Raw genomic sequence first — 20,105 nt, 5'->3', positions numbered from 1 at the left:
TCTCGGCAAGCTCATCCGGTTTCATGCCTCGAAAATTAACAGGATCGGTCAGGGATTAAAAGCCGCCACGCCGACCTAACTAAGTACTACTAGGCCGTTGGCGGAGCGGAAGGCGAGAGCCGAGCGGTACAGCTCCAGGGTGGAACCGGCGACGCCGTCCTGCCGGTCCGCAGCAAGGTCCCTGAAGGACTCTGGCTGGGGCAGCCACGGCGCGGCCGGACCGACGGCGTCACGCCCGCCTTCACGAGTGAAAGCCCCCGCGAACCCATAACCGATTTCCTCTGAGTTCCAGGGAAGAGGAACCCGGCAGCCGTCGCGGCCGACTTCCACGCCGTTGGTACGGAAGAAAAGTGGGATCCTGCCGGGCTTCGTCGGGCAGCGAGGTGTGCTCAGGGAGGCCCAGCTCCTCGCCTTAGTAGATGTAGGCGGAACCCGGCAACGCAAGGGAAACCAGCGTAGCCGCGCGGGCGCGTGCCAGTCCTAAGACCGCGTCCGGCTGCTCATCCGCGGCGGCAATGCCCTTCGGGAAGGTGGTGGGATCCTTCAGGCCGAACCGGGTGCTGTGGCGGACGGTGTCGTGGTTACTCAGCACCCAGGTGGAGGGCGCTCCGACAGAGGCGTCGGCACGGAGGGAATCTTCGATTGCTTCGGCCATGCGTTCCGCGTCCCACCCGGCGAGGAGGAAATCGAAGTTGAAGGCCTGCTGCATTTTGTCCTTGCGGACATACCGGGCCAACCGTTCCGCCGGTTCCACCCATGCCTCGGCAACCATCATCCGATCGCCGTCATAGGCGGCCAGTACACGGTTCCAGTCGCGGTATATGTCATGCACCCCGTCCTGGTCGAAGAACGGTGAGGGAGGGTACTGCGGCGACACGGCGCGGTGGGGTTCCTGAGCTTCTGTATGCCCGCCCGGGGCGTCGCCCGGCGGCATATGTCGCTTGTCTGAGGCCTCCCCGGCGCCTTCCACCATGGCGGCTATGCCGTCCCAGTCCGGTAATCCAGCGTCCTTAACCAGTCCATGGGCAACATCCACACGGAAGCTGGCCACACCACGATCCAGCCAGAAACGCAGCACAGAACGCATCTCTTCCTTGACCTCGGTGTTGTCCCAATTCAGATCCGGTTGCCTGGTATCAAAAAGGTGCAGGTACCATTCGCCCGGGCCGCCGTTGGCTTCGGTAATCCTGGTCCATGCGGGTCCGCCAAAGATTGATCTCCAGTTGTTCGGGGCCAGGTTTCCGTCGCCGGCGCCCAGGACTTCATCGCGACCCTTCCGAAACATGTACCGGTCCCGCTCGTCGGATCCGGGAGGTGCGGCGAGTGCTTCGCGGAACCACTCGTGTTCGTCGGACGTGTGATTGGGCACCAGGTCAACGATGACTTTCAAGTCCAAGTTGGCTGCTGCCCGGAGCATTGCGTCGAAGTCGGCCAGCGTCCCGAAGAGCGGGTCCACCTGGCGGTAGTCCGCGACGTCGTAGCCGGCATCCGCTTGGGGAGACTTGTAGAACGGTGACAGCCAGATGGCATCTACACCGAGCCGTTGGAGATACGGCAGTCGAGTCGTCACCCCCCTGAGGTCACCCATTCCATCGCCGTTCGCGTCGGCGAAAGAGCGGGGGTAAATCTGGTAGATGACGGCGCTCGTCCACCAAGTCATAGGGGACGAGCCTGCATGGGAGGCGGAACTATTTGCCAAGATATCCTTTCCGTAAACATTGTGTGTAAACGCTTGCATTTCTCACAGTAACCTTACTAGTGTGATGCACACCACTTCAATTGCACCACCGATTTGCTCGAAACTCAGCGAGGAGTCTCCTACATGAAATCCCCTAAGTTCCTTCTGCCCGCCGCAGCGGCCGGCATCCTGGCATTAACCCTCTCCGCCTGTGGCGGGGGCGGTGGCACCGGCGGTGGAGGCGGCGGCGGCGCCGCCGAGCAGGGCCTCGACGGCCGCGGCCCCATCACCTACGTACAAGGCAAGGACAACAGCAACGTGGTCCGCCCCTTGGTCGAAAAGTGGAACGCCGCGCACCCGAACGAGAAGGTCACCTTCAAAGAGCAGACCGACCAGGCCGACCAGCAGCATGACGACATCGTGCAGCACTTCCAGGCGAAAGACGCTGGCTATGACGTCGTCGATGTCGACGTGGTCTGGACAGCCGAGTTCGCTGCCAAGGGGTGGCTGCAGCCCCTCAAGGACAAGATGGCGATCGACACCAGTGCCATGCTCAAACCGACAGTCGAGAGCGCGACCTATAAGGGAACGCTGTATGCGGCCCCACAGACCTCCGACGGAGCCATTCTCTACTACCGCAAGGATCTGGTTCCCACCCCACCGAAAACCTGGGACGAAATGATGGGCATGTGCTCCATCGCCAAGGCAAACAACATTGGCTGCTTTGCGGGCCAGTTCAGCAAGTACGAGGGTCTGACAGTCAACGCTTCGGAAGCCATCAACTCCTCGGGTGGCTCCGTGCTGGACAAGGACGGCAAACCCAGCCTGAACACCAGTGAAGCCAAGACGGGGTTGGAAAACCTTGCTAAGGCATATGCCGACGGCAACATACCGAAGGAAGCCATCACCTACAAGGAAGAGGAGAGCCGGCAGGCATTCCAGGACGGCAAGCTCCTGTTCCTGCGCAACTGGCCCTACGTCTACAACCTGGCCGTCACCGAAGGATCCTCCAAGGTGAAGGACGTCCTGGGCATGGCTGCTCTCCCGGGCAAGAACGGTCCGGGTGCCTCGTCGCTCGGCGGCCACAACATGGCTGTCAGCGTCTACTCGAAGAACAAGGCCACCGCCCTCGACTTCCTGAAGTTCATGACCTCCGAAGAAACTGAAAAGTTCTACGCCACCCAGGGCTCGCTGGCCCCCGTTCTGGGTTCGCTGTACGACGACCAGGCCCTCGTCGCCAAGCTTCCGTACCTTCCAGTATTGAAGACTTCCATCGAGAATGCCGTGCCGCGTCCGGTGACGCCTTTCTACCCGGCGGTCACCAAGGCCATCCAGGAAAATGCCTACTCTGCCATCAAGGGGGAGAAATCCGTGGAAACTGCTTTGTCAGACATGCAAAAGTCCATCGAATCCGCTAGCGCGGGACAGTAGTCAGTCATGGCAACCGAATTGGGCCCGACGCCGGTAAAGTCACCGGCGTCGGGCGGTACCCCCGTCCATCGCGGACCTAAAGGGGTTGGGGAGGACAACAAGATCCTGAGCCAGGGAAAGTGGGCTACCTGGCTTCTTGCTCCGACCATCATCGCCTTGGCCGTCGTGATTGTTTACCCGATCATCAGCGCAATTGTGATGTCCTTCCAAAACGATGCCGGGCTCGATCCGGTTACTGGACTGTTCACCGCCGGCGGCCCGGCAGGTTTCCAAAACTACGTCAACTGGCTTGCCCAGCAGTGCGCGGCTCCCGGTGGCGGAACAGTTGCATGCCCGCCTGGAACCCTCGGTGGCCAGTTCTGGTCGGCCACGGCCACAACGTTCTTCTTCACGATTGTGACCGTAACGCTTGAGACGATACTCGGTTTCTGGATGGCTCTCATCATGGCGAGGACATTCCGTGGCCGCAGCCTGGTCCGGGCAGCAGTCCTGGTTCCTTGGGCGATTCCCACTGCGGTTACTGCCAAGCTGTGGCTGTTCATCTTTGCTTTCGAAGGCATCGCCAACAAGCTGTTCAACACCACCATCCTTTGGACAGGCAGTGAATGGCCAGCCAAATGGGCTGTAGTCATCGCAGACGTCTGGAAGACCACGCCCTTCATGGCGCTGCTCATCCTTGCCGGCCTGCAAATGATTCCCGCCGATGTTTATGAAGCCGCCAAGGTTGATGGTGCCACCACCTGGCAGAGGTTCCGGATGATCACTCTTCCGCTGGTAAAACCGGCGCTCATGGTTGCTGTCCTCTTCCGCACACTGGATGCTTTGCGGATGTTCGACCTTCCGTACATCCTTACGGGAGGAGCCAACAACACCACCACGCTGTCCATCCTGGTCATTAACCAGATCAGGCAAGGGTTCAACGCGGCGGCAGCATTGTCCACGATCACCTTCATCATCATTTTCCTGGTTGCGTTCATCTTTGTGCGCTTCCTGGGGGCGAACGTCGTGGAACAAAGCGGCGCCACGGGTAAGGGGAAGAAATGAGCGCCGCGACAGCCGCGACCGACCTCCGGGCGCAGCAGGACAGAGGCCGGAAGGCTGCCCAGAACAAGGAAAAGTGGGCACAGGGCCGCACATACATCAGCGCCGTCGTCGTCCTGATCTGGTGCCTGGCGCCGGCATATTGGATGGTGGTCACGGCCTTCCGCGACGTGGGCTTCACCTACGACACCTCGATCCTGCCGACCCATGTCACGCTGGACAACTTCAACACCGCTTTCGACACGTCCTTCGGCAACCACTTCGGGCAGGCACTGCTCAACAGCGTCTTCATTGGCGGCGTGGTCACGGTGGTGTCCCTGCTGATCGGTGTATTCGCCGCCTACGCATTGGCCCGCCTGAACTTCCGGTTCAAGTTCCTGGTGCTCGGCTTTATCCTGGGTGCGTCCATGTTCCCGGGCGTCGCCCTCATCACCCCGCTGTTCCAGCTCTTCACCAACATCGGCTGGATGGGCACCTACCAGGCGCTGATCATCCCGAACATTTCCTTCGTTCTGCCTCTGACCGTCTACACCATGACCTCCTTCTTCCGCGAAATGCCGTGGGAGCTCGAGGAGTCCGCACGAGTGGACGGCTGCACCCAGGGCCAGGCGTTCCGGAAGGTGATCCTGCCCTTGGCCGCGCCGGCTATCTTCACCACGGCAATCCTGGCGTTCATTTCCTCCTGGAATGAATTCCTGATCGCCAGCCAGTTGTCCAGTGATGCCACCCAGCCGGTAACGGTTGCCATCGCAAGCTTCGCTGGCGCCCAACCGAACCAGATCCCTTACACGGCCATCATGGCCGCGGGAACGATCGTTACTATTCCGTTGGTGATTCTGGTGCTGGTCTTTCAGCGCAAGATCGTTGCCGGCCTCACCGCGGGTGCCGTCAAATGAAAGGTGCGGCTGCGGACGGCGAGCAGAATCACGGGCTTGTTCGCAGCGAACACCGGCGGGCCCGTTCCGGAGAGGATTTCGACATCATTATCGGATTCCTGGGCTTCTGGGCGGTGGTCTTGCTGGTGGTAACCGTCTGGATGGAGGTCACCGCCCAGCCGGCCCTCGGCTGGGCGTTGGGCCTGCTGGCTTTGCTGGTGGCACTTTATGGAATGGTCCGGCTCCGCCGACGCCTGCCCTCGAGAACCGCCACGCGTAAGAAATAAGGGCTGATCGAGGGCTCAGGGCTGGACAGAATAAACTGTCTTGCTGCAGGCGTAACAGCAGGCAGCAAGGATCTGGCAACGCTGGCGAGGGGGGTACCGTGGCACGCATTACGGAGAGGGCGCAACGTGGCGGCCACAGCGGCGTTAGCATCGAGGACGTAGCAGCAGCCGCCGGGGTATCCACGGCCACAGTGTCCCGGGCCGTGCGCGGGCTGCCAAGGGTCTCGCCCGCCACCCGGGAAAAGATCCTCGACGTGGCGGAGGCCCTGGGCTACGTGGCGTCCTCGTCGGCGTCCGGATTGGCCACCGGCCGCACTAGGACCATGGGCGTCCTGGCTCCTTTTGTGAGCCGGTGGTTCTTTTCCAAAGCCATTGAAGGTGCGGACCGCGAACTTCACGCCAGGCAGTACAACCTGTCGCTCTTCAACCTGGGCGGGCACGGCAGCAACCGAGAGCGTCTTTTCAGCAAGACCATGGTCTACAAACAGATCGACGCCCTGCTGGTCCTCTGTATGGCCCTCACGCCCGATGAGTTGGACCACCTGCAGAAAATCGACATCCCGCTGATTGTGGTGGGCGGCCACGTGGAGGAGTGCGCGTATATAGGGATCGACGACTATGCTGCGTCGTCCACGGCCGTGCGGCACCTGATCGACCTCGGCCACCGGGACATTGCGTTGCTGCACGGTGACGACGAAACGGATCTCAACTTCGACGCACCCCGTGTGCGGATCCTGGCCTTCAAGGAAGTGATGGCCGCCGCGGGGCTCCCCGTCCGGCCCGAGTGGGATGAGTGGGGAGACTTCACACTCCGCAGCGGCCAGGAGGCATTCCGGCGCCTGTGGACCCGGCCCGGCCCCAAACCCACCGCCATCTTCTGCGCCTCCGACGAGATGGCCATGGGCGTCATCTTTGAAGCCGCCCGCGCAGGAGTCCGGGTGCCCGAGGACCTTTCGGTGGTGGGAATCGATGATCACGATTTCGCCGAGGCGATGGGCCTGACCACCGTGGGGCAGCGGCCCGACGAACAGGCCGAGCTGGCCACTAAAATGCTCCTCGACGAACTGAACGGTACGCCCGGCGCGGTACGCTCCGCCGTCGCACCCCACAAGCTCATCGTCAGGCGCACGACGGCGCCGCCCCCTTCCTGAGGAAGCTCACCCCGGCCGCGTTGAGGAAAGTTGTGGTCAGGAGGCGCGGGCGAGTTGCCGGATGGGAATCCAGCGGGAAGCCAGCCGCCGGTAAGCTGCGGCGGCACCGGTCATGTCGCCCTCGGCGAGGCATTCGATGCCCAGCCGGATGTCCATCGGTGACTCGTCCGGGTAGACCTTGTCCGCGACGGCGCCGTAGTCGAGTTCAACCATGGAATTGACGTGGAACAACTCGAGCCACTCGGTCAGTTGGGCGAGATCGTCCAGCATGTCCAGGTCAGGTGCGGCCAGGGCCAGGTTGGCCACAGCGTAGCGTGCCCGCTCCATGGCATCCGTGATGGAGGCCCACACCCTGACGGTGAGAATACGGCCCCCGGATTCCACCACATCCTTATGGTCACCCTCGGCGAAAAGCGAGAACCAGCTGAACGGAATGCCCCATGTGGAGGCGCGGCTATGGACCCGGACACTGCCGTCGCGGGCCTTGACCTGGTCGATCCGTTCCTGGTGTTTGTCCCGCTGCTCCTCAGGAATCAGCATTTCAGCCAGGGGCCCGTGGATGCCCTCCATCAGCGCGTTGGCGGCGAGTCCGGCGCGCAGGACCAGCTGGCTGGGGCAGTAGAGCAAAACACGCCCCGGGCCAGCACCTGCGCCGGCGGCGGCAGCACCGGCGTCGGACGCTCCAGCCTGCGCGGCGCCGCGGGGCGGGATGCCGGGAGCGCTGGTGACGCGGACCAGGTCAGTCCGCCCGGTCGGAAACGGGTCCCCGCCCGCGCGGGTGATCCGCCCAAGCGAAGCCAGCAGCTCGGCGTTTTCGACGGCGGCCCGTGAGGAAGGGCGCGCGCCGGCCGCCCGGATGGCCTCCCGATGTCCCTCGGGGAAGGCAGTCAGTGGCTCGTAGACCCGGAGCGTGGAGGAAAATGGCAGGCCGGCCTGGCCCCGGTAGAGGTTTCCCGTCATGACAGTCTCCCTTCCGGGGCCCCGGCGGCGGCCATCAGTCAGCCAGCTCCACCAAAACGGGCGCGTGGTCCGAAGCGCCCTTCCCCTTGCGCTCCTCACGGTCGATGGAGGCTCCGGTGACCCGGGCGGCCAGGGCGGGGGAGCCCAGCACGAAGTCGATGCGCATGCCCTCCTTCTTGGGGAACCGCAGCTGCGTGTAGTCCCAGTACGTGTAGACGCCAGGCCCGGGCGTGTACTGGCGCGCCAAGTCCGTAAACCCGGCGTCGGCGAACGCGTGGAAGGCCTCGCGCTCCGGCGGGCTGACGTGGGTGTAGCCCTGGGAGAGGAACAGGTCGATGTCCCACACGTCCTCATCCAGCGGGGCGATGTTCCAGTCGCCCATCAGGGCAACCTGCGCATTCGGGTCTGCTGAAACCACGCCCTGGGCATGGGTTTTCAGGGATTCAAGCCACTTGAGCTTGTAGGGCATGTGTTCGTCGTCCAACGAACGGCCATTGGGCACGTAGAGGCTCCAGACGCGGACGCCGCCGCACGTGGCAGCCATCGCGCGGGCCTCCTGCACGGGGTCCTTGCCTGCCTTGCCGAACGCGGGTTGGTCCAGGAATGTGCGCTCCACGTCCGCCAGGCCAACCCGGGACGCGATGGCTACGCCGTTCCACTGGCTGACGCCGAAATGGGCCACCTCGTAGCCCATGCGTTCGAACAGCTCCCACGGAAAGTTCTCGTCCTTGCATTTGGTTTCCTGGATGGCCAGGACGTCGCAGTCGCTGCGTTGCAGCCAGGCCTCGACACGGTCGGCGCGGGCACGGAGGGAGTTCACATTCCAGGTAGCAATCTTCACAGTCCCTAACTTACCTTGGCTCTGCCGGTGCGGGGAAAGCCCAGGTGCACGGTCCGCGCGGCCGAACGTCAGTCCTTCAGTCCGGGGAAATCAGCCTCGGAATACTCGATTCCGAAGCCGGTGGCAGGCTTTCCTGCAGCCGCCTTGACGCCGGTGCCGTGCCTGGCTTCCTCGCGGTGCCGCAGTTCCACGCGGCGGATCTTGCCCGAGATGGTCTTGGGCAGCGCCGCGAACTCCAGTCTGCGGATGCGCTTGAACGGTGCCAGGTGTTCACGGCAGTACCGCAGGATGTCCTCGGCCAGCTCCGGCCCCGGCTCAAGCCCGGCCACCAGGACCACATAGGCCTTCGGTAGGGAGAGTTTGAGCGCGTCCGGTGAGGGTACTACGGCCGCCTCGGCCACCGCCGGGTGCTCCAGGAGCACGCTCTCCAGCTCGAACGGTGAGAGCCGGTAGTCCGAGGATTTGAAGACGTCATCGTCCCGGCCCACGTAGGTGATGATTCCCCGCTTGTCCCGGCTGGCCATGTCACCCGTGTGGTAGTAGCCGCCACGGAACGCTTCGGCGGTCCTCTTTGCGTCCCCGTAGTAGGACTTCATTAGCCCCACGGGCCGGTGGTCCAGGCGCAGGCACAGCTCGCCGTCGTCCGCTTCCTCCCCGGTATTCGGATCCACCAGCACCACGTCGTAGCCGGGAAGCGGCTGCCCCATGGCGCCGATGGTGACGGGCTGGCCCGGCGTGTTGGCCACCTGGACAGTGCTTTCGGTCTGCCCGAAGCCGTCACGGATGGTCTGGCCCCAGGCGCGCTTCACCTGGTCGATCACCTCGGCGTTCAGCGGCTCACCGGCCGAGACCACTTTGGTAGGCGGGGTCTTCAGCAGCTTCAGGTCCGCCTGGATCAGCATCCGCCAAACCGTGGGCGGGGCGCAGAAGCTGGTGACGGCCTCGCGGTCCATCTGCTCCATCAGGGCGCGGGCGTCGAACCGTTCATAGTTGTAGACAAAGACGCACGCCTCCGCGATCCAGGGGGCAAAGAAGTTGGACCACGCGTGTTTGCCCCAGCCTGGCGAGGCGACATTCAGGTGCACGTCGCCGGGTTCCAGCCCAATCCAGTACATCGTGGACAGGTGCCCCACCGGGTAGGACGTGTGCGTGTGCTCCACGAGTTTGGCCTTGGACGTGGTCCCGGACGTGAAGTACAGCAGGAGGGTCTCGTCCGCCCTGGTGGGGGCGCCGGGCGTGAAGGTCACCGGCGCCGTTGTCGAATCCGCGTACTGGAGGGCTACAGTGCTACGGCTTGGTGCGGCGGCGGCGCGACCGCCGCCGATTTCAATCAGGCGGTAGGCGCCGGGTACGTCGGCAAACTTCCCGATGTTGGAATGCCCGACGGCGGCCCAGCCCGCCTCGCCGCGCTCCACCCGTTCGGCCAGGTCTGCGGGCCCCATCAGGGTGGTGGTGGGGATTAGGACGATGCCGAGCTTGATGCCGGCAAGCATCAGTTCCCAGAGTTCCACCTGATTGCCCAGCATGACGATCATGCGGTCGCCGCGGCGCACGCCCTGGCTCTGCAGCCAGTTGGCAACCTGGTTGGAACGCGAGGCGAGGTCGGCGAAACTCCTGCGGGTGTCCGAGCCGTCCTGCTCCACGATCAGCAGCGCCGGGTTGTTGGCTTTCGAGGGGTCGGCGGCGATCTGGTCAAACCAGTCGAGGGCGAAGTTGAACTCCGTGAATCGCGGCCACTGGAATTCGCGGCGGGCCCGGTGGTAGTCGGAGCGGAGGGCGAGCAGGTGGTCCCGCGCCGCCCGGAAATCATCGGTCACTGACATGAGGGACACCTTTCACCGCGTGATGCACATCACTGATAGCCAGCCATGTGCAATATACTAGGACATCCAAGGGTTTGGAAGACTGAAGGGACGCAGACTGTGCAGTCGCAAGGACGTGAGCATGACGTGACAGGCCCCCCGCCATTTCCCGATGCCGATCTGATGTACATCGTGGACCTCCTTCCGGCCGTCGAACGCGAGCGGTACCTGGACATCCGGTCGTTCCTGCAGTCTATGGTGCGGCCGGCGTCCATCGACTACTGGAACCGCGAGGAATTCCCTTTTGGGCTGCTGGCGGAGATGGGCAAGCGTGGGCTCGGGATTTTGCAGACCGATGGCACGTCGAAGCTCTTCAAGGGCTTGATGTATGTCGAAGTGGCCAGAGCCGATGTATCGCTGTCCGCCCTCGTGGGAATCCACAATGAACTGATTGTGGGCATGATTGACGCCCTGGGCTCTGAGGAACAGAAGCAGCGGTGGCTGCCCGGCCTGGCCGCGTTCAACCAATTGGGCGCCTTTGCCCTGACGGAACCGGAGCACGGCTCGGACATCGCCGGCGGGCTTGAAACCTCCGCGCGGCTGGACGGCGGCGAGTGGGTGATCAACGGCGCCAAACGCTGGATCGGTGCCGGCACCATCGCGGACTTTGCGCTGGTGTGGGCCCGCGACCAGGCGGACGGGCAGATCAAGGGCTTCATTGTGGAGACTGAGCGGCCCGGTTACCGGGCCACCAAGATTGCCAATAAGATCGGCCTGCGGATCATGCAGAACGCCGACATTGTGCTGGACAACGTCAGGATTCCGGCGTCCAACATGCTGCCGGGCGCCACGGACTTCGCTAAAGCCAACGACCTCCTGCGGGATTCCCGCGCCTGGGTGGGATGGCAAGGTGCTGGTATCCAGCTGGCCGCGTTCGACATCGCCCGTGCCTACTCACTGGAACGCCGGCAATTCGGCAAGGAGCTGGCGCGCTTCCAGCTGGTCCAGCAGCAGTTGGCGGAAATCCTGGGCAACGCGTCCGCTTCACTGGCACTGATGGCGCAGCTCGCCCGGATCCAAACGGACGGAAAGCTGGAAATGGTGCAGGCTGCCATGGCGAAATCCACCTGCACCCGACTGGCTCGTTCCTCGGTGGCCATGGGCAGGTCGCTGCTGGGCGGCAACGGGATCAGCGCGGATTACGAAATGGGCAAGCTGTTTGGCGACGCGGAAATACTTTATACCTATGAGGGCAGCTACGAAATCAATTCGCTGATTGTGGGCCGGGCAGTAACCGGGAAATCGGCATTCGTCTGACGGCCGCTTCCGATCTCATCAAAGTGATGGAAAGTCGCTTAACAAAAAACTGCCCTGACCGTGCTTCGCAGCACGGTCAGGGCAGTTAATCAGAACCTTAAAGCGGGCGGATGTTCTCTGCCTGCGGGCCCTTGGGACCTTGGGTCACATCGAATTCGACCTTCTGGTTCTCATCCAGCGAGCGGTAGCCGCTGCTGGCGATTGCGGAATAGTGCGCGAAAACATCGGCGGACCCGTCGTCCGGAGCGATGAAGCCAAAGCCCTTTTCAGCGTTGAACCATTTAACTGTGCCTGTTGCCATTGCTAACTTCCTTTGTAACCCTTTTCTGGTCCTGCTCGGACGGCAGGCAGACGCGGAGCCTGTGGTCCGCTCTCTCAAACCTAGGGGGTGAGAGGTGGGCGTGCAATAGCTGCGGTCACTAACTATTCCGGCTGTAACGTGCGGAAACGCAACTGACGGCCGTGAAAGCAGCTTGACGGCGGGGCGTTGGTCCATCTTTTTGGCGCGCATATCTGGTCTTCAAGGCATGGTTGACCGGCACTTTGACTGCAACGCGGGGTCAGATACGGCCCATTAATCCGTCCGGAAACGGCCTTATCTGACCCCGCGTTGCTTTTTAGACGGTCTCGAGGACGCTGACGTAGTTGGCGATGCCGACGCCGCCCATGTTTTGCACTGCGGCGCGGCGGGGGTTGGCGAGTTGCATGTCGCCTGCGGTGCCGGTGAGCTGCATGGCGGCGATGACGTGCTGGGAGACTCCGGTGGCGCCTACGGGGTGGCCTTTGGCTTTGAGTCCGCCGGAGACATTGATGGGCAGCTTGCCGTCCTTGAACACCCAGCCCTCGGTCACGGCATTTGCGCCCTGGCCGGGTTTGGTCAGGCCCATCGCCTCATACATCAGCAGCTCGGCGATGGTGAAGCAGTCGTGGACTTCGGCGAAATCGAGGTCTTCGAGCCCGACGCCGGCCATCGCCAGTGCGCGCTGCCAGGACGCGCGGGTGGCCGCGAAAGCCGTGGGGTCCCGGCGTTCGGCAGGAAAAAAGTCATTCGCGTGGCCGAAGCCGGCGAGCCGGACCGGCGCTGTGGCCCCGCCGGTTGGTGAGCTGGAGAGCACGACGGCGGCGGCGCCGTCGGACACGGGGGAGCAGTCGGTGCGGCGCAGGGGATCGGCGACCATGGGGTTCTTGTCCGAGACGGTGCGGCAGAATTCCTCGCCGAGGTCCTTGCGGAGCTGGGCGTAGGGGTTGTCCACGCCGTTGCGGTGGTTCTTTGCCGCGATGGTGCCGAGGACGTCGGAGACTGATCCGTAGCGCTTTTCGTAGTGCCTGGCGACGTCGGCGAACAGGCCCGTGAAACCGGTGGTGGATCTCTGGCCGGCCATGTCGTAGTCGGCACCCAGCAGGGCAGCGCCCACCACGTCGGCGCCGGCATGGGTCATCTTCTCTGCCCCGATCACCAGGACCGTCTTGGCCGTACCGGCGAGGAGGGATTTGGTGCCCTGCTGGAACGCGGCGGATCCGGAGGCGCACGCGTTTTCCACCCGGGTGGCCGGGACGTTGGCCAGGTCCGGGCAGACCTGCAGGGCCAGGGAGGACGGGAACGCCAGGGGCATCATGCCGGAGTTGAACTGCCCCAGGTAGATCTCGTCGATCTGGCCCGCCTCGATCCCGGCGTTGCTGATGGCTTCGGTGGCCACCAGGACGATCAGGGACTCGAGGGTCTCGTCCGTGAGTTTGCCGAACCGGCTGTGGCCCCAGCCGGTGAGCAGGACATCCTTGCCGAACTGCTCCTGCAGGCTCATGCCGTGGCTCCTTCGAGGGCAGTTTCTTCGATGCCGGGTTCGTCCAGGGCCACCGTAAAGGCTGCCTCCGTCTTTTCCCGGATCTCTGCCACGGTGACTCCCGGGGCGACGCGGGTGAGTCTAAGCTGCCGCCCAGCGCCGGATGCCCCGCCGCCTGCTTCGGGTTCGTGCTTCACCAGGTCAAACACAGCGAGGTCGCTGATGATCCGGTCCACGCAGTTCAGCCCGGTGAGCGGCAGCGTGCACTCGGTGACGATCTTGGCGGTGCCGTCCTTGGCGTTGTGTTCGGTCAGCACCACCACGCGCGGGGTACCGGCGACGAGGTCCATGGCGCCACCCATGCCCTTGACTATCTTGCCGGGGATGGTCCAGTTGGCGAGGTCGCCGTTGCCGGAGACCTGCATGGCGCCGAGGATGGCCACCTTGACGTGGCCGCCGCGGATCATCCCGAAGGACGTGGCGGAGTCGAAGATGCTGCCGCCATCGAGCACGGTGACGGTCTGCTTGCCGGCGTTGATGAGGTCGGCGTCTTCCTCGCCCTCATACGGGAAAGGACCCATGCCGAGCAGGCCGTTTTCGCTTTGCAGGACTACGCGGACGCCGTCGGGCAGGTTGTTGGCCACCAGTGTGGGGATGCCGATGCCCAGGTTCACGTAGTCGCCGTCGTTCAGTTCCTCGGCCGCGATCGCAGCCATTTCATCCCTGGTCCAGGCCATGGGTTTCTCCTTGGGGTTTCAAAGTGTGCGTGCTTGGTGTGGTTCGCGGAGGCGCAGAAAGCGCGGTTCAGCGCCAGGGGTTCAGACGGGGGCTGCTGCCGCGGCGCGGGAGCGGACGGTGCGCTGTTCGATGTCCTTGACCCGGTCGCTCGCCTGGACCAAGTGCTGGACGTAGACGCCCGGGGTGACGATGTGGTTGGGTTCGAGTTCGCCCGGCGCCAGGATGACTTCCGCCTCCGCGATGGTCACGGCGCCGGCGGTGGCCACCACGGGGTTGAAGTTGCGGGCCGTGTAGCGGTAGATCAGGTTCCCGTCCGTATCCGCGGTGTGCGCGTGGACCAGTGCGACGTCGGCGCGGATGGCGCGCTCCTGGACGTACGTTTCGCCGTCGAACTCCGCCAGCGGCTTGCCTTCAGCCACAAGGGTGCCCACACCGGTTTTGGTGTAGAACGCGGGGATGCCAGCGCCGCCGGCGCGGAGGCGCTCGGCGAGGGTGCCCTGTGGGGTGAACTCCACCTTGAGTTTCCCGGCGAGGTACTGCTCGGCGAAGAGTTTGTTCTCACCGACGTAGGAAGCAATGACCTTGCGGACCTGGCCGGCCTCGATCAGGATGCCTAGGCCTTTGCCGTCCACGCCCATATTGTTGGATACGACCGTCAGGTCCTTAACGCCGGAATCGCGGACGGCCTCGATGAGGTCCGCAGGGATACCGCTCAGGCCGAAGCCGCCGACGGCGAGGGTCATGCCGTCCCGAAGCAGATCCTGCAGGGCAGCGGCGGCATTGGATTTCAGCTTGGACATTCCATCTCCTCGTCATCGAGCGGTCAGAGCCGGTGAGTTATCCACTTTGTGGACAGCGGGCCTGATGAAGGAGCCTAAGGGGCTCTCAGCGTAGGGTCAATGGTCCGCTCATCGGGGCCACGCATATGTTTCACAGCGTGGACGCTAGGCTTTAGGGTGTCCACATTGTGGAGGATTTCTTCTCTGGAGGCCAAAATGACAAATCCAGTCCAAGGGGCGCAGGTGGTGGGCCGGGTGGCATCGCTGCTGCGGCTTGTCGGCCGGAAGCCGGAGGGCAGTTCCATTGCCGGGCTGGTTCGGGAGTCCGGGCTGACCAGGCCCACCGTTCACCGGCTGCTGGCATCCCTTGCCGCAGAGGGCCTCCTTGACCACGATGCCCGGACCGGCAATTGGATCCTCGGCCCGGAGATTTTCCTTTTGGGATCGGTGGCAGCGGCAAGGTTCCCGTTTGAGGACATCGCCCGGCCCAGCCTGCGCCGCTTGGCTGAGGAGACCGGGGAGAGTGCCTTCTATTCCATCCGCCGCGGCCAGGAAACGGTCTGCGTGATGCGGGAAGAAGGCAGCTTCCCGGTGCGCTCTTTCGTCCTGCACGAAGGAGTCCGCTTCCCGCTCGGCGTGGCCTCGGCCGGGACCGCGATTATGTCGTTCCTGCCGGAGGAGGAACAGGAGGCCATCCTTTCCAGCTGGGATCAGCACGCCGGAACGTTCGCAACAGGACACCGCGAGGACGTGGTCCGCAGCAACCTTGGGCGGACCAGGCTGCATGGCTTTGCCGTGAACCCGGGTCTGGTCCTGGAGGGCAGCTGGGGAATGGGGGCCGCCGTGTTCGATCAACTGGGCCGGCCGGTGGGAGCCCTGTCGCTCACCGGAATCGAGCCGAGGTTCCGTCCGGAACGGCAGGAACTCCTGGGCAAACTGCTCATGGAGGAAGCCCACCGGATGAGCGCCAGGCTGCCGGCCGAGCGGGCAACCTCGCCCGTTTGATGCCGGGAACATCGGCAAGGACGCCCCTAGAAATTAGTAGGAAGTCCGAGTAGATTCGGGTTCAGGGATGACCACAGGCAAAGGAGCATTCGATGGTGCACGAGCTTTCACACTACGTCGGCGGCCAGCGGGTTGATGGCACGTCCGGGCGGTTCAGCGATGTCTTCGACCCCTGCACGGGCAAGGTGCAGGCCAGGCTGCCGCTGGCCAGCAAGGAAGAGGTGGCCAACGCCGTCGCGAATGCCGAGAAAGGCCAGCTTGAGTGGGCGGCCATGAACCCGCAGCGCCGGGGCCGGATCCTGCTCAAGTTTGTGGACCTCGTCAATGAGAACATGGACGAACTGGCCACGCTGCTTTCCTCGGAGCATGGCAAGACCTTCCCGGATGCCAAGGGTGATATCCAGCGTGGCGTCGAAGTGGTGGAGTTTTCGGCCAACGCCCCGCACCTCCTCAAAGGCGAGTTTTCGGACAGCGCCGGGCAGGGCATCGACGTCCATTCGCTGCGCCAGCCACTGGGCGTGGTGGCCGGCATCACACCGTTCAACTTCCCGGCCATGATCCCGCTGTGGAAGTCCGGCCCGGCGCTCGCCGCCGGCAACGCCTTTATCCTCAAACCGTCGGAGCGCGACCCTTCGGTGCCGCTCCGGCTCGCCGAACTGTACAGCGAAGCCGGCCTTCCCGACGGCGTCTTCAACGTGGTCAACGGGGACAAGGAAGCCGTTGATGCACTGCTCGAGGACCCCAGGGTGAAGGCCATCGGCTTTGTGGGCTCCACCCCGATAGCCCAGTACATCTATGCCACTGCGGCGGCGCACGGGAAGCGCGCCCAATGTTTCGGCGGCGCGAAGAACCACATGGTGATCATGCCCGACGCCGACCTCGAGATGGCGGCCGATGCCCTGATCGGTGCCGGGTACGGCTCCGCCGGCGAACGCTGCATGGCCATCTCCGTCGCAGTGCCGGTCGGCCAGGAGACGGCGGACGCCCTGGTGGCCAAGCTGACGGAGCGCGTCAAGGGCCTGAGGGTAGGCCACAGCCTGGACAAGGATTCAGACTTCGGGCCCGTGGTGGCCGCATCCGCCAAGGACAGGATCGAAGGCTACATCCAGTCCGGCGTGGACGAAGGCGCAACGCTCGTGGCTGATGGACGCGGCCTCGCCGTGGACGGCTACGATGGCGGCTTCTGGATTGGCCCGACGCTCTTCGACAACGTCACGAAGGACATGAAGATCTACCGGGAGGAGATCTTCGGACCGGTGTTGAGCGTGCTCCGCGCCGAAGACTACGACGAGGCCCTGAGTCTCTGTTCCGAGCACGAATTCGGCAACGGCGTGGCGATCTTCACCCGCGACGGAGATGCCGCCCGTGACTTCGCCAGCCGCGTGGAAGTGGGCATGGTGGGCATCAACGTCCCCATCCCGGTGCCGATCGCGTATTACACGTTTGGCGGCTGGAAAGCCTCCGGCTTCGGGGACCTCAACCAGCACGGCGCGGACGCGTTCCGCTTCTACACCAAGACCAAAACGGTCACCACCCGCTGGCCCTCGGGCATCCGTTCCGGCAGCAGCTTCATCATGCCGGAAGGAAGCTGATGGCGGCGCAGGGGATACCGGAGAACACCGAGTCCGCCACAGAGGTCCTGTTCGAGCGCCGCGGGCACCTTGGGATCGTCATCCTGAACCGGCCCAAGGCTGTCAACGCGCTCACGGCGGGCATGGCCTCCGCCATGCTGGACCAGCTCACGCAGTGGGCCGACGACGACGCCGTCGCCGCGGTGCTGGTCCGCGGCGCGGGCGAGCGTGGCCTGTGCGCCGGCGGCGACATCGTTGCCATCTACCGGGACATGCTCGACGGAGGCCAGGCCACGGCCGAGTTCTGGGCGGAGGAGTACCGGCTGAACCTGCTGATCTCCGAGTACCCGAAGCCATATGTTGCGTTTATGGACGGACTGGTCCTCGGCGGCGGCGTGGGGATTTCCGCGCACGGTTCGGTCCGGGTCGTCACCGAACGTACCCGGATGGGCATGCCCGAAACCACCATCGGTTTTGTGCCCGACGTCGGCGGCACCCTCCTGCTGTCCCGGTCACCGGGGGAGTCGGGCACGCACGCGGCCCTCACCGGCGCCCACCTGAGCGGCGCTGACGCCCTGTTCCTGGGGCTCGCGGACCGCTTTGTGCCGTCCGAAAACCTCCCCGCGCTGGCGGAAGCGCTGGAAAGCTCGACGGCGGATGCCGCCGTCGGGCGCTTTGTGCAGGAGCCGCCGGCCTCGACGCTGGAGGCGCAGCGCGGGTGGATTGATGCCGCCTATGCCGCCGACGACGCGGAAGAGATTCTCCGCCGCCTCCGGTCCGCCGACGGGGAAGCGGCGGACGCTGCCGCCACCATCGAGGCAAAGTCGCCAACCGCCGTAAAGCTCACGCTCGCATCGCTGCGGCGCGTGCGCGGACATTCGCTTGAGGAAGCGCTGGCGCAGGAGTACCGGGTGGGGCTGCGCTCCCTGGCAGGGGCGGACTTCCGCGAAGGCATCCGCGCCCAGGTGGTGGACAAGGACCGCAACCCGCAGTGGAAGCCCGCTTCCCTCGCGGAAGTGACCGCGGCCGACGTCGAGCGCTACTTCGAGCCGCTGGGCGACCGTGAACTCCACCTTCCCTCAAAGGAGTCAGACCATGTCTGAGAACGCAGCCGCCGGTGCCATCGCCTTCCTGGGGCTGGGCCACATGGGCGGTCCCATGGCGGCCAACCTGATCAAGGCCGGGCATGGTGTGGTGGGGTTTGATCCCGTGCCGGCGGCCGTTGAGGCGGCCAAAGCACAGGGCGTTCCCATGGCCGGTTCCGCGGCGGAAGCGCTGGCTGGCGCCGCAGTGGTACTCACCATGCTGCCGAGCGGACAGCACGTCCTGGACGCCTACCGCGGTGTGGACGGCAAGCCCGGACTGTTGTCGGTGGCGGCACCCGACACCCTGTTCCTGGACTGCTCCACCATCAACGTGGAGGAGGCCCGCGAGGCCGCCGCGATCGCGGTCGAGGCCGGGCACCGCTCTGTGGATGCGCCCGTTTCGGGCGGAGTGGTGGGCGCCGAGGCCGGCACACTGACGTTTATGGTGGGCGCCTTGCCCGAAGACTTCGAAGCCGTGAAACCCCTCCTCGAGCTGATGGGAAAGCGCGTGGTTCACTGCGGGGACCACGGCGCAGGCCAGGCTGCCAAGGTCTGCAACAACATGATCCTGGGCGTCTCCATGATCGCTGTTAGCGAGGCGTTTGTGCTGGGCGAGAAGCTCGGCCTGACGCACCAGGCGCTGTTCGACGTGGCCGCCAACGCCTCTGGCCAGTGCTGGGCGCTGACCACCAACTGTCCCGTTCCCGGGCCCGTGCCCACCAGCCCAGCCAACCGCAATTACCAGCCGGGCTTCGCGGGCGCGCTGATGGCCAAGGACCTGCGGCTCGCCCTCAACGCGCTGGAAGGCACCGGCGTCGCGGCCCAGCTGGGGCCGCTGGCGTCGAAGATTTACGACGAATTCGCCGCGGGCGGCGGCGCGGGACGGGATTTCTCGGGCATCATCACTGACATCCGGGACAAATCGGTAACGTAGCGTTGGCACTTCTACCCACTTCACCTACACATAAAAGGGGCACGGCTTGGCGCAGCAGTACGAAAATATTCTGGTGGAACATCGTGGCCGGGTTGGTCTGGTGACCCTCAACCGGCCGCAGGCACTCAATGCCCTGAACAAGGCCACCATGGAGGAGGTTGTGGCAGCCACCACCGCCATGGACGCCGACCCCGCGGTGGGCGCCGTGGTGATCACGGGCTCGGAGAAGGCCTTCGCCGCCGGAGCGGACATCAAGGAAATGTCCTCCAAGGGCTACATGGATATGTACGCGGAGGACTGGTTCCGCGGCTGGGAAAACCTCACGCGGCTGCGGATCCCGGTGGTGGCCGCGGTGTCCGGCTTCGCCCTGGGCGGTGGCTGCGAGCTGGCCATGATGTGCGATGTCATCATCGCCGGGGACAATGCGAAGTTCGGCCAGCCGGAGATCAACCTCGGCGTCATCCCGGGCATGGGCGGTTCGCAGCGGCTAACCCGCGCCGTTGGCAAGGCCAAGGCCATGGACATGGTGCTCACCGGGCGGATGATGGATGCTGCCGAGGCGGAGCGGGCGGGACTCGTCTCACGCGTGGTGCCCGCAGCCTCCGTGGTGGAGGAGGCCCTGAAAGTCGCCGAGGTGATCGCTGCCAAGTCGAAGCCGGCCGCCATGATGGCCAAGGAAGCCGTAAACGCCGCCTTTGAGCTGGGCCTGGCGCAGGGCGTCCAGTTAGAACGCCGGCTGTTCCACTCCTTGTTCGCCACGGAGGACCAGAAGGAAGGCATGGCCGCGTTCACCGAGAAGCGCCAGCCGGACTTCAAGCACCGCTGACCA

General features: G+C 64.4%; 18 protein-coding genes and 1 pseudogene. 11 read left to right on the top strand and 8 right to left on the bottom strand.

What is annotated here, in order from left to right:
* Positions 1–90 precede the first annotated feature (90 nt).
* Positions 91–1,660 (bottom strand): annotated as a pseudogene (locus ABIB27_RS17525) (glycoside hydrolase family 13 protein); the annotation flags it as partial.
* Between the two features lie 162 nt (positions 1,661–1,822).
* On the opposite strand from ABIB27_RS17525, the gene ABIB27_RS17520 reads away from it, so the two are divergent.
* From ABIB27_RS17520 to ABIB27_RS17500, 5 genes are all read left to right on the top strand, one after another.
* A complete protein-coding gene (locus tag ABIB27_RS17520; RefSeq protein ID WP_354254480.1) occupies positions 1,823–3,109 on the top strand; it encodes an ABC transporter substrate-binding protein in 1,287 nt (428 codons plus the stop codon).
* 6 nt (positions 3,110–3,115) lie between these two features.
* Positions 3,116–4,153 carry a carbohydrate ABC transporter permease gene (locus tag ABIB27_RS17515; RefSeq protein WP_354254478.1) on the top strand — a complete coding sequence of 346 codons (1,038 nt, stop codon included), beginning with the start codon at positions 3,116–3,118 and terminating at the stop codon, positions 4,151–4,153.
* Positions 4,150–5,046 (top strand): carbohydrate ABC transporter permease, encoded by an 897-nt coding sequence (locus ABIB27_RS17510; protein WP_354216760.1) that lies wholly within the window; start codon positions 4,150–4,152, stop codon positions 5,044–5,046. Before ABIB27_RS17515 ends, ABIB27_RS17510 begins: the two co-directional genes overlap by 4 nt.
* Positions 5,043–5,312 carry a hypothetical protein gene (locus ABIB27_RS17505; protein WP_354254475.1) on the top strand — a complete coding sequence of 90 codons (270 nt, stop codon included), beginning with the start codon at positions 5,043–5,045 and terminating at the stop codon, positions 5,310–5,312. Before ABIB27_RS17510 ends, ABIB27_RS17505 begins: the two co-directional genes overlap by 4 nt.
* Before the next feature lie 98 nt (positions 5,313–5,410).
* A complete protein-coding gene (locus tag ABIB27_RS17500) occupies positions 5,411–6,463 on the top strand; it encodes a LacI family DNA-binding transcriptional regulator (RefSeq protein WP_354254473.1) in 1,053 nt (350 codons plus the stop codon).
* Between the two features lie 36 nt (positions 6,464–6,499).
* Here ABIB27_RS17500 and ABIB27_RS17495 read toward each other — a convergent pair whose 3' ends face one another.
* The 3 genes from ABIB27_RS17495 to ABIB27_RS17485 all read right to left on the bottom strand — a co-directional run bounded on the left by ABIB27_RS17495 (position 6,500) and on the right by ABIB27_RS17485 (position 10,087).
* Entirely contained in the window at positions 6,500–7,423 is a 924-nt protein-coding gene (locus tag ABIB27_RS17495) for a DUF8083 family protein (protein ID WP_354216763.1), read from the bottom strand.
* A 34-nt stretch (positions 7,424–7,457) separates the two neighbouring features.
* Positions 7,458–8,264 (bottom strand): exodeoxyribonuclease III, encoded by an 807-nt coding sequence (locus tag ABIB27_RS17490; protein ID WP_354216764.1) that lies wholly within the window; start codon positions 8,262–8,264, stop codon positions 7,458–7,460.
* A gap of 68 nt (positions 8,265–8,332) precedes the next feature.
* Positions 8,333–10,087: an AMP-binding protein gene (locus ABIB27_RS17485; protein ID WP_354216765.1), complete on the bottom strand. Its 1,755-nt coding sequence runs from the start codon at positions 10,085–10,087 to the stop codon at positions 8,333–8,335.
* A 162-nt stretch (positions 10,088–10,249) separates the two neighbouring features.
* On the opposite strand from ABIB27_RS17485, the gene ABIB27_RS17480 reads away from it, so the two are divergent.
* The gene (locus tag ABIB27_RS17480; RefSeq protein WP_354216809.1) at positions 10,250–11,383 is read left to right on the top strand and encodes an acyl-CoA dehydrogenase family protein; all 1,134 of its coding nucleotides are present in this window, start codon (positions 10,250–10,252) and stop codon (positions 11,381–11,383) included.
* Positions 11,384–11,480: 97 nt separating this feature from the next.
* Here ABIB27_RS17480 and ABIB27_RS17475 read toward each other — a convergent pair whose 3' ends face one another.
* From ABIB27_RS17475 to ABIB27_RS17460, 4 genes are all read right to left on the bottom strand, one after another.
* Complete coding sequence (locus tag ABIB27_RS17475) at positions 11,481–11,684, bottom strand: cold-shock protein (protein ID WP_013599688.1); 204 nt, start codon at positions 11,682–11,684, stop codon at positions 11,481–11,483.
* Positions 11,685–12,000: 316 nt separating this feature from the next.
* A complete protein-coding gene (locus tag ABIB27_RS17470; protein ID WP_354216766.1) occupies positions 12,001–13,185 on the bottom strand; it encodes an acetyl-CoA acetyltransferase in 1,185 nt (394 codons plus the stop codon).
* Positions 13,182–13,901, bottom strand: a complete 720-nt coding sequence (locus tag ABIB27_RS17465; RefSeq protein ID WP_354216767.1) for a 3-oxoacid CoA-transferase subunit B — start codon at positions 13,899–13,901, stop codon at positions 13,182–13,184. The genes ABIB27_RS17470 and ABIB27_RS17465 overlap by 4 nt, the downstream gene beginning before the upstream one ends.
* Before the next feature lie 81 nt (positions 13,902–13,982).
* Positions 13,983–14,702: a CoA transferase subunit A gene (locus tag ABIB27_RS17460; protein WP_354216768.1), complete on the bottom strand. Its 720-nt coding sequence runs from the start codon at positions 14,700–14,702 to the stop codon at positions 13,983–13,985.
* 195 nt (positions 14,703–14,897) lie between these two features.
* Between ABIB27_RS17460 and ABIB27_RS17455 the strand changes: the two genes are divergently transcribed.
* The 5 genes from ABIB27_RS17455 to ABIB27_RS17435 all read left to right on the top strand — a co-directional run bounded on the left by ABIB27_RS17455 (position 14,898) and on the right by ABIB27_RS17435 (position 20,102).
* Positions 14,898–15,686: an IclR family transcriptional regulator gene (locus tag ABIB27_RS17455; RefSeq protein WP_354254471.1), complete on the top strand. Its 789-nt coding sequence runs from the start codon at positions 14,898–14,900 to the stop codon at positions 15,684–15,686.
* 92 nt (positions 15,687–15,778) lie between these two features.
* A complete protein-coding gene (locus ABIB27_RS17450; protein ID WP_354254469.1) occupies positions 15,779–17,278 on the top strand; it encodes a CoA-acylating methylmalonate-semialdehyde dehydrogenase in 1,500 nt (499 codons plus the stop codon).
* On the top strand, positions 17,278–18,360 hold the full coding sequence (locus tag ABIB27_RS17445) for an enoyl-CoA hydratase/isomerase family protein (RefSeq protein WP_354216771.1): 1,083 nt from the start codon (positions 17,278–17,280) through the stop codon (positions 18,358–18,360). The genes ABIB27_RS17450 and ABIB27_RS17445 overlap by 1 nt, the downstream gene beginning before the upstream one ends.
* A complete protein-coding gene (gene mmsB, locus ABIB27_RS17440) occupies positions 18,353–19,276 on the top strand; it encodes a 3-hydroxyisobutyrate dehydrogenase (RefSeq protein ID WP_354216772.1) in 924 nt (307 codons plus the stop codon). The genes ABIB27_RS17445 and mmsB overlap by 8 nt, the downstream gene beginning before the upstream one ends.
* A 46-nt stretch (positions 19,277–19,322) precedes the next feature.
* Entirely contained in the window at positions 19,323–20,102 is a 780-nt protein-coding gene (locus ABIB27_RS17435; protein ID WP_354254467.1) for an enoyl-CoA hydratase, read from the top strand.
* Positions 20,103–20,105 lie beyond the last annotated feature (3 nt).

The sequence above is a fragment of the Arthrobacter sp. UYEF21 genome (assembly GCF_040546085.1).
GTDB lineage: Bacteria > Actinomycetota > Actinomycetes > Actinomycetales > Micrococcaceae > Arthrobacter.
The sequence above is the reverse complement of the archived record's forward strand: the minus strand, read 5'-3'. Positions and strand labels throughout refer to the sequence as shown.